General features: G+C 64.5%; 17 protein-coding genes. 3 read left to right on the top strand and 14 right to left on the bottom strand.

Annotated elements, in window-relative coordinates:
- Positions 1-141: 141 nt before the first annotated feature.
- A complete protein-coding gene (locus ACS13N_RS17685; RefSeq protein ID WP_438932929.1) occupies positions 142-1,554 on the top strand; it encodes an APC family permease in 1,413 nt (470 codons plus the stop codon).
- Here ACS13N_RS17685 and ACS13N_RS17680 read toward each other — a convergent pair.
- From ACS13N_RS17680 to ACS13N_RS17660, 5 genes are all read right to left on the bottom strand, one after another.
- Positions 1,551-2,054 carry an Hpt domain-containing protein gene (locus ACS13N_RS17680; RefSeq protein ID WP_438932928.1) on the bottom strand — a complete coding sequence of 168 codons (504 nt, stop codon included), beginning with the start codon at positions 2,052-2,054 and terminating at the stop codon, positions 1,551-1,553. The genes ACS13N_RS17685 and ACS13N_RS17680 overlap by 4 nt on opposite strands.
- A gap of 113 nt (positions 2,055-2,167) precedes the next feature.
- Entirely contained in the window at positions 2,168-5,263 is a 3,096-nt protein-coding gene (locus ACS13N_RS17675; protein ID WP_438932927.1) for an efflux RND transporter permease subunit, read from the bottom strand.
- Positions 5,264-5,265: 2 nt separating this feature from the next.
- A complete protein-coding gene (locus ACS13N_RS17670) occupies positions 5,266-6,423 on the bottom strand; it encodes an efflux RND transporter periplasmic adaptor subunit (protein WP_438932926.1) in 1,158 nt (385 codons plus the stop codon).
- A gap of 4 nt (positions 6,424-6,427) precedes the next feature.
- A complete protein-coding gene (locus ACS13N_RS17665) occupies positions 6,428-7,822 on the bottom strand; it encodes a TolC family protein (protein ID WP_438932925.1) in 1,395 nt (464 codons plus the stop codon).
- Positions 7,823-7,986: 164 nt separating this feature from the next.
- A complete protein-coding gene (locus ACS13N_RS17660) occupies positions 7,987-8,373 on the bottom strand; it encodes a MerR family transcriptional regulator (RefSeq protein WP_438932924.1) in 387 nt (128 codons plus the stop codon).
- An 84-nt stretch (positions 8,374-8,457) separates the two neighbouring features.
- Between ACS13N_RS17660 and ACS13N_RS17655 the strand changes: the two genes are divergently transcribed.
- The gene (locus ACS13N_RS17655; RefSeq protein ID WP_438932923.1) at positions 8,458-8,880 is read left to right on the top strand and encodes a hypothetical protein; all 423 of its coding nucleotides are present in this window, start codon (positions 8,458-8,460) and stop codon (positions 8,878-8,880) included.
- Here the strand turns inward: ACS13N_RS17655 and ACS13N_RS17650 are convergent.
- The 8 genes from ACS13N_RS17650 to ACS13N_RS17615 form a co-directional block, all read right to left on the bottom strand.
- Entirely contained in the window at positions 8,877-9,314 is a 438-nt protein-coding gene (locus ACS13N_RS17650; RefSeq protein ID WP_438932922.1) for a BON domain-containing protein, read from the bottom strand. The genes ACS13N_RS17655 and ACS13N_RS17650 overlap by 4 nt on opposite strands.
- Positions 9,315-9,397: 83 nt before the next feature.
- Positions 9,398-9,883 carry a DoxX family protein gene (locus ACS13N_RS17645; protein WP_438932921.1) on the bottom strand — a complete coding sequence of 162 codons (486 nt, stop codon included), beginning with the start codon at positions 9,881-9,883 and terminating at the stop codon, positions 9,398-9,400.
- Complete coding sequence (locus tag ACS13N_RS17640) at positions 9,880-10,656, bottom strand: HvfC/BufC family peptide modification chaperone (RefSeq protein WP_438932920.1); 777 nt, start codon at positions 10,654-10,656, stop codon at positions 9,880-9,882. Before ACS13N_RS17640 ends, ACS13N_RS17645 begins: the two co-directional genes overlap by 4 nt.
- Complete coding sequence (gene bufB / locus ACS13N_RS17635) at positions 10,643-11,512, bottom strand: MNIO family bufferin maturase (protein ID WP_438932919.1); 870 nt, start codon at positions 11,510-11,512, stop codon at positions 10,643-10,645. The genes ACS13N_RS17640 and bufB overlap by 14 nt, the downstream gene beginning before the upstream one ends.
- A 28-nt stretch (positions 11,513-11,540) precedes the next feature.
- A complete protein-coding gene (locus ACS13N_RS17630) occupies positions 11,541-11,807 on the bottom strand; it encodes a BufA1 family periplasmic bufferin-type metallophore (protein WP_438932918.1) in 267 nt (88 codons plus the stop codon).
- Between the two features lie 226 nt (positions 11,808-12,033).
- Entirely contained in the window at positions 12,034-12,555 is a 522-nt protein-coding gene (locus ACS13N_RS17625; RefSeq protein WP_438932917.1) for a DNA-binding protein, read from the bottom strand.
- A 102-nt stretch (positions 12,556-12,657) separates the two neighbouring features.
- Complete coding sequence (locus tag ACS13N_RS17620) at positions 12,658-12,846, bottom strand: H-NS family nucleoid-associated regulatory protein (protein ID WP_438932916.1); 189 nt, start codon at positions 12,844-12,846, stop codon at positions 12,658-12,660.
- Positions 12,847-13,055: 209 nt separating this feature from the next.
- Positions 13,056-13,958 carry a DMT family transporter gene (locus ACS13N_RS17615; protein WP_438932915.1) on the bottom strand — a complete coding sequence of 301 codons (903 nt, stop codon included), beginning with the start codon at positions 13,956-13,958 and terminating at the stop codon, positions 13,056-13,058.
- Between the two features lie 134 nt (positions 13,959-14,092).
- Here ACS13N_RS17615 and ACS13N_RS17610 point away from each other — a divergent pair, with 134 nt between their 5' ends.
- Entirely contained in the window at positions 14,093-14,545 is a 453-nt protein-coding gene (locus ACS13N_RS17610; RefSeq protein WP_438932914.1) for an Lrp/AsnC family transcriptional regulator, read from the top strand.
- 11 nt (positions 14,546-14,556) lie between these two features.
- On the opposite strand, the gene ACS13N_RS17605 is transcribed toward ACS13N_RS17610, so the two are convergent.
- The gene (locus ACS13N_RS17605; protein WP_438934439.1) at positions 14,557-15,774 is read right to left on the bottom strand and encodes a cystathionine beta-lyase; all 1,218 of its coding nucleotides are present in this window, start codon (positions 15,772-15,774) and stop codon (positions 14,557-14,559) included.
- Positions 15,775-15,836: the final 62 nt, after the last annotated feature.

Raw genomic sequence — 15,836 nt, 5'->3', positions numbered from 1 at the left:
TGACCAGAAACATAAATAAACCGAGCGCACCGGCATCGCTGCCGGTGGCTAGCGCGCGACATCAAAGCGGTTGGTGTTGTGGCTGCGAGCGCCAATACTGAAGGCGGGCGGTCTCTAAGCGGTCAGACAGCGGAGGTGGGGATGACGACGCATATGCCGGATACGCATACACAGCACGGACAGGCGCGACTCGAGGCTCACGCCCTGGGTGTCGGCGAATCCGTTGTCATGGGCGTGGCTGGTACGGCGCCCGCCTTCAGCATTGCCGCCACGACAGCCACGTTGATTGCCGCTGTTGGGGCGCTCACGCCGGCCAGCCTGCTGTACTGCGGGCTGATCATGTTTGGTGTGACCTTTGCCTACCTGCACCTGAATCGCATCAATCCGCACGCGGGCGCGGCGTATGCCTGGGTGGGCGCCATCTTCAACCGCACGTTGGGCTTCTTTGCCGGCTGGGCACTGCTGGTGGCCTCGGGCGTGTTCATGGTGTCGGGCACGATCCCGGCGGCAACCGCCACGCTCACACTGGTGGCACCCTCGCTGGCTGACCAGCCTGCTGTGGTGGCGCTGGTCGCTGCCGCGTGGCTGCTGGCGGTGAGCGCGGTCATCATCAAAGGTATCAAGCTGACGAGCTATTCGCAGGTCGCCATGACGGTGGTGGAGACCGTCATCCTGATTGCGTTGATTGTGCTGGCGGTGTCGAAGTTTGGCGCCCATCCGGCGCACCCGCTGTCGTGGGCGTGGCTATCGCCCGGTGCTTTTACGCCGCAGCTTTTTGCGACTGGCGCGTTGACGGCACTGTTCTTTTTCTGGGGTTGGGATGTGACCGTCAATCTGACGGAAGAAACGCGTGACGCCAATCACGCCCCCGGCCGCGGTGCGCTGTGGGCCATGGTGATCGTGCTGGCGCTGTTCATGGGTTTTGCCGCCGTGATCCTGCTCGTGCTGAGCGACGCAGAGATCGAGCAATCCAGCACCAACGTTATCTTTGCCGTGGCCGACAAGCTGTTGCCGCGCCCGTGGAGCTACGTGGCCGTGGTGGCCGTCATGCTCAGCACGATCGGCACATTGGAGACCTCCATCCTACAGTTCACGCGCACGCTCTACGCCAAGGGGCGCGACGGCATGCTGCACGCCCGCTATGCCAGGCTGCACAAGACCTGGCACACGCCGTGGATGGCCACGGCCGTCATCACGACGATTGGGCTGGTGCTGCTGTTTGGCGCGTCGTACTTTCCGAGCATCAACGCGATCATCAAGGATTCGGTCAATGCCATCGGCTTTCAGGTGGCGTTCTACTACGGGTTGGCCGGTTTTGCGTGCGCGTGGCACTACCGGCGCGATGCGCTGCGCTCGGTGTTTGATGCGGTGTTTCTGGTGCTGTGGCCGCTGGGCAGTGCGCTGTTCTTGTGGTTCATTGCGGCCTACAGCGTGCCGACGTTCGATTGGGCGACCAACCTGATCGGCCTGGGCGGCATTGCGATCGGTATCGTTCCGCTGCTGCTCAACCGGCGGCTGGCCGAGCGCAATGGCCGCCTGGCTGGTAACCGTTAGCCGGCAACTGCCGAGTCCGGCCAGGCGCAGCGGCTGATCTGCTGGCGGAACTCATCTGCCAGCGCGTACAGGTGCGTGAAGTTCAATCGCATCTCCGCCGCGCGCTCGTGATATGGCCCAACACTTTGCGCAACGCGCTCAATGGCGCGCGCGGCATCGCCGATGGCCAGATGCCCCAGCATGCGGGACGAACCCACGATGCGATGCGAGGCTTCGATGATCTGCGCATCTACGCCGTCGTGCAGTGCCTGGTCGAGGTTGGTGAGATCCTGCTCGACCGTTTCGGTAAACAAGTCGACGATAAAGCGCCACTGCTGGAGGTCGAGCCCGAACAGCTCGGTCAGCGTACTGATGACCTGCGGGGGGAGCAGACCGGCGATGATGGCGTGACTGGCCTCGTCGGAAGCGGGGGCTGCGGGCGTGTCGCGGAAGGGCTGCATGGCGTGGCGCGTGGATTTGGGCTCGAACCCCACTTTGCGTGCCAGGCGTGCTTGCAGCAATGAGATTGGTCCGATTTGGACGCGCTCCCCGTACGAACTGATCGATGTAGAAAACAGATCGGGCGTATCGCCTGTGAGGCGATACGCCCGACTAGGCTGCGAGCGCTTGGGGCTCAGGGCAGCATGGCGGCAGTCGGCGTGACGTCCGGCTCGCGCGGCGGGGTGCCGCGATGGCGGTGCGCCCACGTGAACACCACCGGCAGCACCAGCAGCGTGAGGATCGTCGTCGTCACCATGCCGCCGACGATCACCAGCGCCAGCGGGCGTTGCGCCTCGGAGCCGATGCTGTGCGACAGCGCTGCCGGCAGCAGGCCCAGGCCTGCCAGCATGGCCGTCATGATGACCGGGCGCAGGCGCAGCGCGGCACCTTCTACCGTGGCTTCATGCAGGTTCTCGGAGTGCGCCAGGCGGTTGACGTACGAGATCAGAATCACCCCGTCCTGAATGGCAATGCCGAACAGCGACAGGAAGCCGATACCCGCCGAGATCGACAGCGTCTCGTTGGCGATATGCAGCGCCAGCAACCCGCCGATGGCCGCAAACGGTACGTTGAGCACGACCATCAGCGCGTCCTTGAAGTTGCCGAACGTGCTGTACAGCAGCAGGAAGATCACCAGGATCGTGAGCGGCACGATCACCATCAGCTTGCCCTGGGCGACCTTCATCTCGTTGAACTGGCCGTCCCACTTGACGGTGTAGCCCTCGGGCAGCTTGACGTTGTTGCCCACCACGCGCTGCGCTTCATCCACGGCACTGCCGAGGTCACGTCCGCGTACGCCGAACTTGATGGCGATGTAGCGCTTGCCCTCTTCACGGTAGATGAAGAACGGGCCGTCGGTCATCTGCACCTTGGCGATCATCGACAGCGGGATGTGCTGGCCGTCGGGTGTGTCGATCAGCAGCTCGCGGATGGCGTCGTACGATGCCCGCGACTGCTGGTTCAGGCGCACCGCCAGCCCGAACGATTTTTCGCCTTCCAGGATCTGCGTGACCGGCGAGCCGCCAATGGCGTACTGCACCAGGCTCTGCACGTCGCTCACGTTGATGTTGAAGCGTGCGGCAGCCTGGCGGTCGATGGTGACGTTCAGCGTCGGCTGGCCCAACTCACGGAAGATGCCCACGTCCACCAGACCTTGCACCTTCTTGAGCTGCGCCTGGATTTCGGTGGCCTTGGCTTCTAGCACGTCGAGGTCATTGCCGAACAGCTTGACCGAGTTCTCACCCTTCACGCCCGAGAGTGCCTCATCCACGTTGTCCTGGATGTACTGCGAGAAGTTGTATTCGATGCCTGGGATCTTCTCCAGGTGCTTGGACAGGTGCTCCACCAGTTTCGCTTTGGTCATGCCCGGGCCCCACTTGTCGGGCGAGGCGAAGTACAGGCCGTACTCCTGGTTGAACACGCCGGTGGAGTCGGTGCCGTCGTCAGGCCGGCCGATCTGTACCGAAACCTTCTGGATCTCCGGCTGCTTGGCAAAGTACGTACGCAGGTCGTTGGCGACCGAGGCGGAGTAGTCCAGGTCCACCGTGTTCGGCAGCGTGATGCGCAGCCACAGGTTGTTCTCTTCCAGCGTCGGCAGGAATTCCGTCCCCAGGAAGCTGGCGCTGTATAGCGTCAGGCCCAGCGCGGCCAGGGCGGTGGCGAACACCGTTTTCGGGCGCGCGATGAGTTTGCGCAGCAGCGGCTTGTACCAGCGCAGGATCGCACCGACAAAGGCCGGCGAATGCGGATGCAGCGACTTGCCGAACACGAACGACGTGGTGGCCGGCACGAAGGTCAGGCTCAGCACGATCGAGGCCATCAGCGCAAAGCCCATCGTGAACGCCATCGGCTTGAAGATGATGCCTTCCACGCCACCGATGAAGAACAGCGGCGAATACGCCACGATGATGATGCCCGTGGAGAAGATCATCGCGCGCTGCACTTCACTGGTGGCCTTGACGATGGCGTCTTCCAGCTTTTCGGCGCCTTCCTCCAGGTGACGCATGATGTTTTCCATCACGATCACCGCCGCATCCACAATCACGCCAAAGTCGATCGCGCCCAGCGAGATCAGGTTGGCCGGCACATGGAAGTGCTCCATGCTGATGAACGACACGCACAACGCCAGCGGAATCACCGCCGCCACCACGGCTGCGGCACGCAGGTTGCCCAGGAACACGAACAGCACCGCCAGCACCAGCGAAATGCCGACCACCAGCGTGTGTTCCACCGTACCCATGGTGATGTCGAGCAGCACCTGGCGGTCGTAGAACGGTTTGATCTGGATGCTCTTGGGCAGGATGCCGTTGTTCAGTTCGGCAACCTTGTCGCGCACCTTGGCCAGCACTTCGGTGGCATTGGCGTCGCGCTTGAGCAGCACGATGCCTTCCACCACGTCGGGCTGGTCGTTGTACTGGACCATGCCCAGGCGCTGCACGTTGCCGACTTCCACTTCGGCAATGTCGCGCACGCGCACCGGCACACCGTTGTTGGCGGCCACCACCACGTTGCGGATGTCTTCCACCGTCTGCAGCAGGCCCACGCCGCGCACCACGAACTGCTGCTCGCCGTCGCGCAGCAGGTTGCCGCCGGTGTTGTTGTTGGCGTTGCTGATGGCGGTGATGAGCTGCGTCAGCGTGATGCCGTACGACTGCAGCTTCGCCGGCGACGGCACGATGTGGTACTCCTTCACCTTGCCGCCGAAGGAGCTCACGTCTGCCACGCCCTGAACGTGCTTGAGCTCCTTGGTGATGTCGTAGTCCTGGTAGCTTTTGAGCGTGGTGAGATCCACGCCGTCGCCCACTAGGCGGAAGCGCATGATTTCACCGGTCGCGTCGGAATCCGGGCTCAGCGCAGATTGGATACCGGTGGGCAGGTTGGCCTGCGCCAGGTACTGCGAGAAGTTCTGCCGCGCCTTGAAGCTGTCGGTGCCTTCCTTGAACTTGAGCGTTACCACCGACAGCCCGAACAGCGACACCGAACGGAACGATTGCACGTCCGGCACGCCGGCCAGCGCGTTCTCGATAGGGATGGTGATCTGCTGCTCGACCTCGGTCGTGCTGCGGCCCGGCCACTGCGTAATGGCCTGCACTGACAGCGGCGCCACGCCCGGATACGCCTGCAGCGGCAGTTCGCGGAACGACAGTACGCCCACGACCAGCAGCGCAATCGCCAGGAAGACGATCAGCAGCCGCCGTTTGAGAATGCCCGCGATCGGGTTGAAGCTCATGCCTACGCCCCCGCCTTCACGATCATTTCATTGAGCAGTGCAGCACCACGCACCACCACTTGCGATGAGGCGTCCAGGCCGGACGTGACGGCAAAGCTGCCATCGGCGCCCGTGTCCTTGCCTTGCACCTGCACGCGCTTGAAGTGCTTTGCGTCGCTCTGCACGATCACGTAATAGCTGCCCCGTTCTTTGACCAGGGCGGACTTCGGCACCACCGATGCCATGCCGCTGCCGATCTGGATGCGAGCGGTCGAGTACATCTCGGGGCGCAGCAGGCCATCGGGGTTGGGCACGTCGCAGCGTACGGTGAGCGTGTGCGTGGCCGGGTCGATATTCGGGGCAATGAAGCTCACGCGGCCGGTGAAATCACGGTCGGGATACGCTGCCGTGTGCAGTGTGATCGGCTGGCCGATGTGCACGCTGGCGATGTCGTTCTCATACAGGTTGCCGGTGAACCACAGCTGGCGCGTATCGACAATGCTCATGAACGAGTCGCCCACGTTCAGAAAGGCACCCGGGTCCATGTTGCGCTTGACGATGGTGCCCGAGATGGGCGCGCGCAGCGTCATGTGCTCGGCGGGCGCGCCGCGCTTGGCAATCTGCGCGACGTCCGCGTCGGTCAGGCCCAGCACGTGCAGTCGACCCGCAGCGGATTGCACGGTGGCCTCCGCATCTTCCTGCAAGTCTTTCATGTTGGAGCCCTTGAGCTGACGCGCGGTGCTGAGCGCAAGCAGGTACTCCTTCTGGGCGGAGATGAAATCTGGCGAGTACAGCTCCGCCAGCGGCTGGCCTTCTTTCACCAGCGCGCCTTCGAACACCAGGATGCGATCCAGCCGGCCCGCCACGCGGGAAGACGCCAGCTTGGTGCGTTCGGCGTTGAAGGCCAGCTTGCCAGGGCTGGACAGCTCGACCGGCACGGTGCGCTGGCCGACTTGCGCGATCTGCACCTGCTGCGGGTCGAAGCCGCCGGCGGGGATTTCCACTGAATCGGGCTTCGGGCCCTTGGCGGCAGCCAAAGGGTGTTCTGAGCCAGAAGTGGCACTGCTGGCGGGCTTAGCAACTTCAGCAGGGGCGGCGGGCCACTTGCGCCCCACCACCACGCCAACGGCAACAGCGGCAGCCAGGGCAATCACGGCAACGACAGGAGAGAACTTCTTCATGGTCTTATTGAGCTTGAACCGGCGAACGGCCGGTGGCCGCGAGCAGTGCGTGATAGGCCTGCAAGGCCGTGGCCTGCGCCTGGGCGACTGCCAGTTCGGCGTTCTTGAGTGCGCCCTGCGCTGTTAGCAGGTCATTGAAATCGGCGTTGTTGCTGGCGTAGTTGGTCATCGTCACGCGATAGGCCGCCAGCGCCTGCGGCAGTTGCCGCTGCTTGTTGAAGTCGAGCTGCGCGAGCGTCTGGCGCAGCGTGTTGTACGAGGTGTCGACTGCCAGCAACGTCTGCTGACGCACGGACACGTCATTGGCTTCGGTGGCGATCTGGCTTTCCACCGCCTGGTTCACACCGTACTTCTCCTTGGTGAAGAACCAGAACGGGATGATCAGATCCAGCTCGATCTGATAGCTGTTCGGGCGCACGCCGTACGGCGGGTTGTCGGTCGTGACCGTGGCAATGACCTGGAAGTCAGGCAGGTAGGCCTTGCGCGCCAGCGTCACGCTCTTGCGGGCGGCGTTGATCAGCTCGGCTGACGCCTTGATCGACGGGTGCTCGCGCAGGGCCTGGTTTTCCAGCTCGGGCAGCGGCTCGTCGGGCAGGCGCACGGATTCATCGTCGGTGCGCAGCTCCAGCGGGAAGGTCGGGTCTTTGCCGATGAGGGTGTTGAGCGTCTGCAGCGTGATGTCGTACTGGCGCTGCGCGGCAAACAGATCGTTCTGTGCGCTGCTCTGCATCACCTGCGCGTTGAGAAAGTCCGCATACGCCGCCGCGTTATTGGCGTAGCGCACGCGCGTGATCTGCTTGACCTGCTCCAGGCGCGTGATGGTCAGCTTCTGCACGTCGATCTGCTTCTGCAGCGAGATCGCCTGGTAATACGTGGTCGAAAGCTGCGCGTAGAGCTGCAGATACAACGCGTCGGACTGTGCGTTGAGCGACTCGGCCTGGCGGTCGGCAATTTCAGCCGCCAGCGCTTTTTTGCCTGGAAACGGAATCTGCTGCGTCAGGTTGTACTGGCTGCCGCCCGCCCGGTTGACAGCCAGCGGAAACCCCTTGGGGATGCTGTTCCAGATGTAGCCGAGCTGCGGGTTGTTGGGCGCGGCCAATTGCGGTGGCACAGACTTGGCCGCCAGATAGGCATGGCGGGCCTGCATGAGCTGCGGATTGTTGCCTTTCAGTTCCTGCAGCAGCTCAACCAGGTTGAAACCAGGGCCGGTCACGCCCGGCACGGCCGACTTGACGGGCGGCATGGTGGCCACGGGCAAGCTGGCGGCAGCCGGCGTGGTCGGCATCGGTACCGGTGTGGCCGGTTTTGACGTGGCTGCCCAGGCCGCGCTCAGCGGCAGGCTGGTTGCCACGCACAGCGCGGCCCAGGCACGTGGATGGAATGCACCCCAATGTTTCACTGCAGAGACTCCCCTTGAGACGGGAGCGTTTTTACCGACGCGATCTTTCAAGCGCCTTTCATGACTCAGCAAGCCGTCAGGAGGTGGGAAAACGCGAAAAACCGCAGCAAATCGCTCCAAGGCGGCAGTCTGCGTCAGTTATATGACAAGACATGTCGGCCTTCTCAGGTTGGCGCAAGTGGGCACGGCAGGCCCAACCGCGTGGCCAGGGCGTCGCGCATGGCCTGCAGGCTGGCGATGCGGGCGTCGATGCTGGACAGCTTTTCGCGCAGCAGGGCGGTGACTGCGGCATCCGTGTCGGGTTGCTGCCACACCAGGTTCATGCCCTCGCCAATTTCGGCCAGCGTGAAGCCGAGCTGCTGGGCTGTGCGCACGTAGCGCACCAGTTCAACGGCTTCGGGCGGATAGGCGCGGTAACCGTTGCTGCGCCGCTGCGCACGGATCAGGCCACGCGCCTCGTAAAAGCGCAAACCGTCGCGCGAGACGCCGGTGGCGGCGGCCAGATCGCCAATGGAGAGATCGTCGGTGCGGGCGGGGAGGGTGGCGGGCATAGGGTTTCGCAACAGAAACGGGCTTGACCTTGGAGCGTACACCAGGGTTTACGGTGATGCTTCTTTCACTTCTGGAGTGTTGCCGTGGTTTCCGAATCGACTTTTATACGCATCGTGCGCGCCAGCGCCTGGTACGACCTGATCGTGTCCGCACCGTTTGCCACGCCGTGGACGTTCGCATTGCTGCATCAAGCCTTGAATGCGCTGGCCGGTGCGCTGGGTATCGGCAGCCTGCCGGCGTTCGAGCCGGCGCATCTGCTGATGGCCAACCTGATGGGGTCTGTGGTGTGCGTATGGTCGGTACTGCGACTCCGGCAGGCCAGTGTGATGCTGGGTCGCTATGATGCGGTCGCGCGTTGGCTCTTTTCAGCCTGGCAGGCGTTCGCGCTGCTGTCAGGGGCCACGCTGCTGGTGGTGCCGTTCCTGATCGTGGAGGTGAGTTTTGGGTTGCTGCAGCTGATGCCGGTGGGGCGCGTGCCCGCCCGTGCGGGCACGCAAAGCGCTTAGCGCGCGGCCGGCGCGCTGGCCGGCGCCTCGGGGGGCAGGCCGGCTGGGATGAGCGGGCCGCCGCCGAGCACCTGGCTGCGGGAGAGGATCCGCAACTGATTGTCGAGCTTGGCAGGATCAACGAAGCGTTTGACGTCTTCGCCTGCGCGGCGGGCCATTTCGGCGGAATCGACCCAGCCGGTGAGGGTGACTTTGCCCTCCGGCGACGTGCGGATGCGGATCTGGCGGGTATTCAGGGCCGTGTCCTGATCGAGTGCCGCTTTCACCTGATACGACAGCAGGGAGTCATCGGTCATGCGGGCGCCGGTGCGGTCGGGGCCATCGCCCCAGGCACACGCCGCCAGCACCGACGCGGCGGCAATGGCTGCCAACACACCGATCTGCCGGGGTACCACACCAGCCCGGACCACCAAGGACAACGAGGGGAAGCGCATCGATGCTCCTGAAAAAATGGCGACAGGCCCACATGATAAGCCTGCCGCCCTGCACCGGAACTGCGCGTCTTACGCTCTGCTGGTCAATATGCGTGACCCGGCGCGGCGGCTTGCTTGCGCTGCCACAGCGTCTGCAATGCCAGCCAGCCCGGCCCAACCGTTGCCACGATCGCGATCAGTACCCCCCATACGAAGTGGAACTCGATAGCCGAGGCTGACAGGCTTGCCCAATACGACAGCGCAGCCACGACGTTGACGAAGAACAGGCCCGCCGCCGCCAGACGGGGCACGATGCCGATCAGCATCAGCGACGGGAAGACCAGTTCACCGAATGTGCCCACCGCCGCGGCCAGCATGGGCGGCAGCAGCGGTACCTTGTATTCCTCGGTGAAGAGCAGGACGGTGGTGTCCCAGTCGTGCAGCTTGGTCAGGCCCGAGCGGAAGAACACATAGAAGATATAGGCCCGCGCGATCAGCAGGATGAGCGAGCACAACCCGCTCTGGGGGCCGGCGAAACGATCGAATGCGGCGCGGATGCGCGTGAGCGGGGCAAGCGTGGTGGTGTTCATGGTGTGTCTCCAGGGAGCGGGCTCGGGGATGCCGGGTGTGTGGACAGCGCGAGCAACCCCGCGCGGTAGAGTCCAGCCAGACAGGCGGTCAGGTCGAAATCCGCCTGCGCAGTCAGTGTTTGCGTGAGGGCTGCCTGCAACGATGGCGTTCCATCGCAGGCGGCAAGAAACAAGGCGGTGCTCGCATCGAGGTCGAGCACGACCACGCGGTGGTCTTGCACGGTGACGATCGCAGCCTCGCTCGTCCCGACGTCGATGTTGCTCAGCGTGATCGCTGCATCCGGCTGATGGGCGCGCCAGATCGACACCACCGGCCACGGCGATGCCACACACCACGCCCCGTCGATGAGACCGGCGCGCAAGGTGTCCGCCGGCTGCGCGAGCAGCGTGCCGAGTGCGGCGGCGTCCAGCGCCTCGGTGTGCGCATCCGGCGCGTAGTGCGCCCAGTGCACGCGCCATTCCAATCGCGCGACGTCGGCCAGATACGGCACGCTGCCCGCCAGCGGCGACTGCTCGATGACCTCGGGCAAGGCGTCGCCATAGCGATGCAGGTTCGCGGATGTCGAGTCCTGCACCGCCAGCGTGTCGCGCACGATGGCATCAAAGCAGTCATCGCCAACGAGTGCCCGGCAGACCGGATACGCGCCGGCCAGCGTGTTGCGCAGGATGGCCAGCCGCGCGTTGCGATAGACGGCCACGCCATGCGATTGATCGCCGCTCGCGGGTGTCGTGAGCGTGCTGATCAGGTGGGCTTCCCAGTCAGGCAGGCGCATGGTCGCTCTCCGTGACAGTGGAGTCGGCATGCCGGTCGAGAATGACTTGGGCGCGTTTGGCTTCCTGCAGCAGCACCTGCACGGGCGGGATATCGGCATCCCACTCGATGAGCGTCGGGCGAGCGCCGTGTGCGGCGATCCAGGCTTCATAGATGGCCCAGACCGGCGCATGCACGGGCGCGCTGTGTGTGTCGATCAACATGCCGTCTTCTGTGCTGAACCCGGCCAGGTGAATCTCGCCCACCAGCGTCGGGTTGATGTCGGTCAGCACCGATTCAACTGTCACGCCATGGTTGACGCTGTTGACGTAGAGGTTGTTCAGGTCCAGCAGGATGCCGCAGCCGGTGCGGCGCGCGAGTGCGGTGAGAAAGGCGCCTTCGGAGACGGCCTCATCGGCATCCACCAGCGCGCGGCAATCGATGTACGCGGCAATGTTCTCGATCAGCAGCGGCCGTTTGAGGATGTCCTGTGCACGCATGACGTTGGCGCATACAAGGTCGAGCGACTCGCGGGAATAGGGCAGGGGCAGCAGGTCGTTGACGACCTGGGCTCCGCTGCGGTTGAAGCACAGGTGCTCGGATATGGCGTTGGGCGCTACGGCATCGGCCAGCGCGGCAATCGCGCGCACGTGGTCGGTGTCCAGCCCATCGGCATTGCCGAGCCCCATGCCCACGCCGTGCAGGCTCACGGGCTGATGCGCCCGTGCGGCCAGCAGCGCGGCGCGGGCCGGGCCGCCATACAGGTAGTTCTCGCTGTGCACTTCCACCCAGGGGAAGTGGGCTTCCCCGTGAAGCAGGGCGGGAAAGTGCGGGGCGCGCAGGCCTGCGCCCGCGCACATCGGCAGAGTGGTCTGCATGGCGGTCACCCGGTCGGTCGGCTGACGCTTACTTGGACGGCGCTTGCATCGTGCCGCCCATCTGCGCGCAGGTGCCGGCCGGCACGTACTTCCACGACATCGGGTCGCGGTCGATCTTCGATTGGCCTGCGCAGGCGTGGGCGCTACCGGGGCTGGCGCAATCGTTCTGGCCGGCCTTGGCCACGCCGTAACACTTTTCCTTGCCGGCGGCGTCCGCGGCTTGCACCGGAGTCGACAGGGCGCCCAGCGCGAGCAGGCTACCCAGGGCGGCGGCGATGATGGCTTGTTGTTTCATTTGCGTTCTCCTTGATTGATCAGGTGTCTTTGACCAGCGAAGGCGTGATTGCCCCGCCGTACGGTGCGCTGCGGCAATGCGCAAACGCGTTCCGTGCAACTTGGTCGCCGCACTGACGGATTCCTGATACGGAAAACGAAAAATTTTTCTGGAAGCGAAAAGCGGTGTTGCGCGACAAAGAAAAAGGCGACCCGACATGGGTCGCCTTCAGGTGAAGTGGGCGCGCCTATCGGGCGGGTGTTGCGCGGGTGCGTGCAGCCTTCTTGGCTGCGGCTGAGCGGCCCGAGGCCCCCTTGGTCGCGGCCCCGCGCTTGGCTGCCGCAGCGCGCTCGCTGCTGGAACGCTTGGCTGCTGCACTGCGTGCCTGACGAGACAGCGCCGGTTTGGATACGGCGGCGCTGCTTTCTTGCTTCAGCACACGGGCGGTTGCACGGCTGCGCGTCGAGGTGGATTCGCTGCTGGCACGTGCGCGGCTGGTCGTCTTGCCGCTGCCGGCCTTGATGTCGCGCTCGGCTTTCTTGCGGGTGGCGGCAGAGGCCTTGCCGGTGGCGGGTGGTTTGACGGCGACGCCAGCCCGGCGCGCCTTGGATAGCCCGATGGCGATGGCCTGCTTGGTGTTCCTGGCACCGTGCTTGCCCTCGCGAATGTGATCGATCTCTTCCTTGACGAAGTTGCCAGCCTGCGTCGAGGCGGCCTTGCCGTGGCGCTTGTCGGCGCGCGCACGTTCCACGGTCTTGTGGTCCGGCATGATGACGTCCTCCGTAGGTTCGGGCGCCAGCCGGGGCCAGGATCGGCTAACCGGTGGTACCCGTATCCGGAAAGACGCAACCGGTGTTCCTGCGGTGCACCTTCAGTTCACGCGGAAATGCTCAATGCTCTGCCCGGCGTTGACGGCGCGCTGCAGCCAGTCGGGCATGTCGCCTGCGCCGTCCCAATGCTGACCATCGGCACTCATATAGACGGGGCCGGCGGGTGGCGGCGGTAAATCGAAGCAGCCCCGTGCCTGCAGGTCTTCGACCGACAGGGCATAGGTTTGCATTTGTTCCCGGATCCAGGCGATCGCGGCGTCGCGGCCTGGTTGCGGCGGGTGGCCTTCCTTCATCTTGTGCGTATGTTCTGGAGTTTTGCGTCCGCCCGGCGCTAGGGGGAGAGAGGCGGGCGCAAGGTGCGCCCGGGCCGGCGGAAAACGCACAAGAATAACAGCAGTTGGGCGGCGGATTCGTGTTGTGGGGGCTTAAGCGTATTGCATTATTTGACGGCGGCCGAATCTGCCCCCGCACGCAGCCACCGATAAGGCGACCACCCCAGGTTCATGCCGGCCGCCGCCAACAGGATGGCCCCCGCCCCCAAAAACTGGGCAAGTTGCAGACGATGCCCGAAGGCGATGATGTCCACCGCAATCGCAACGATCGGGTAGATGAACGACAGTGACCCCGTCAAATGTGTCGGCAACCGCTGAATGGCGCCATACAGCAGGATGTACATCAGCCCCGTGTGCACGACGCCCACCGTCACCAGCAGTACCCACGTATGCGCATCCGCCGGCGGGTGTGACAGGTTGGCCAGCGGCGCCAGCATCAGCACACCCACGCACACCTGAATGAGCGCAATCAGGTGCGGCGGCGTGCCGGCCAGCTTCTTGGTGATGATGGCCGCCACCGCATAGGCAAACGCCGCACCCAACGCCAGTGCAATGCCTGTCAGGTAATCCGTGCCCATGGCGGCTGCCGGCCCCACCTGCACGATCAGCACCACGCCGATAAAGGCGATGGCCAGCCACGTCAGCTTGGCCGCCGTCAGCTTCTCCGACAGAAACAGCGCCCCCAGCCCCACCAGCATGAACGGCTGCGTGTTGTAGACCGCCGTGGCAATCGAGATGGACGCCCGCGGATACGCCGCAAACAGCAGCAGCCAGTTGATGACGATGGCCACCCCGCCCAGTGCCGCAATGCCTGCGCGCTTCCACGTGATGGCGCCGCGCAGCAATCCCAGCCCCGCGCATACCGCCAGCAGCGTGATTGCGCCGAACAGGCAGCGCCAGAACACCACGTCCATCACCGGCTGGCCCGAGCGGACCACGAACCAGCCGATCGTTCCGGAAATCGCCATGGCGGCGGTCATCTCGACCGTGCCGCGTGTCTTCTCGTTCATGCCTGCCACCTTGTGCGTTGGATGTGAGAAGGATCGCACGCGAGTAGCCTGACTTCCATTGGTTTTCTGAGGCAAACTACGCATTCTTTCTAATGAAATAAGGCCAAAGACGTCAATGACCGTTGGGAGGCGTAATGAGCACGCTTGATGAGCTGGATCAGCGGATTCTGGATGTCCTGCTGACCGATTCCCGCATCTCGCTCAAGCAACTGGCGGAGCAGGTGGGGCTGTCGTCTCCGAGCGTGTCGGAGCGCTTGCGCCGGCTGGAGGAGCGTGCCGTGATCCGCCACTACACGGTCGACATCGACCCGAAGGCGCTGGGCTACCCGCTCCAGGCCATCGTGCGGGTGCGGCCCATGCCAGGCAAGCTGCATATCGTGCAGAAACTGATCGAAGAGATTCCGGAGATTGGCGAGTGCGACAAGGTGACGGGCGAGGACTGCTTTATCGCCCGGCTGTATGTGCGCTCGATCGATCAGCTCGACCACATTCTCGACCGCGTGGCGGACCACGCCGAGACCAACACCGCCATCGTCAAGGCCCAGCCGGTGCGGCGGCGTGCGCCACCGTTTACACCGGCTGACTGAGGTGTTGACAGTTATGCCGCGACGGCCTGCTGGTGGATGGCCGCGTGGGCCATGGCTTGCCGCAGATCGGCAATCAGGTCTGCCGGCGCTTCCAGCCCGACATTGAGGCGCACCAGGCGGCCACGATACTGGCGGTTCGGGCGCGCCAGGCCGGGATACGGCATCACCAGGCTGCTCGTGCCGCCCCAGCTCATGCCAATCCGGAACACACGCAATGCATCGATGAACGTGTTGACCTGCTCGGCCGACACGCTTTCCTGGAACACCACCGAGAACACGCTGGTCGCGCCCGTAAAGTCGCGCTTCCAGAGCTCGTGACCCGGGCATGACGGCAGGGCTGGGTGCAGCACGGTGGCGATGCCCTCCTGCAGATGCAGCCAGCGCGCCACCGCCAGCGTGGAGGCCTGCAGGTGTTCGAGCCGCACCCCCAAGGTTTGCAGGCCACGCAGCGCCAGGCTGCAATCATCGGGCGATGCGCCCATGCCCAGGTCGGCAAACGCGCTGCCCACGCGCTCGAACATGGCCTCCGAGTTGACGGAGACCGAGCCGAGCAGCAGGTCGCTGTGGCCGCCCACGTACTTGGTCAGCGCCTGCATGCTGATGTCGGCCCCGTGCGCGAAGGCATCGAAGTACACGCCGGCCGTATACGTGTTGTCGAGCGCCACCGGCACGCCGCGCGCATGCGCCGCTGCCACGATGGCCGGCACGTCCTGCACTTCCATCGTGACCGAGCCGGGGCTTTCGGTCCAAATGAGCGAGGTGTTCGGGCGGATGAACCCGGCAATGCCGGCGCCGATGAGCGGGTCATATGTTTCCACCTCGATGCCCATGCGCTTGAGCAGGCTGTCAGCCATGCTGCGGTTGGGCCCGTAGGCGTTGAACGGCACCAGCGCGTGGCTGCCCGCGCCGCAGCAGGCCAGGTAGACGAGGGCGATGGCCGCCTGCCCGCCCGGCACGATAAAGCTGTGGCGGGCACGCTCCAGTTGCGCAATTCGCGCGCCAAGCTCAATGGCAGTCGGCGTGCCGTAGAGGCCGTAGGTATAGCCGTGCTGGGCATGGCGCCAGTCGTCCACCACCTGCGCTGCGTTGTCGAACAGGACGGTCGAGCCCCGGTAGACCGGGGTCGCCAGCGATCGGAAGCCGCCGGGGGCAAGCGGTTCCGGGTTGACGAGCTGTGAATGCCAATGCATGGGAGGAGCCTCTGCGGATGCGTGACCACGAAATCCTATGTCACGTCAGCAGAGCAATTTCCGCTATTCTGCGCAGTCAGGCGCAAAAATTTCTCACTCAG

The sequence above is a fragment of the Ralstonia sp. 24A2 genome, from assembly GCF_051783885.1.
GTDB lineage: Bacteria > Pseudomonadota > Gammaproteobacteria > Burkholderiales > Burkholderiaceae > Ralstonia.
The sequence above is the reverse complement of the archived record's forward strand: the minus strand, read 5'-3'. Positions and strand labels throughout refer to the sequence as shown.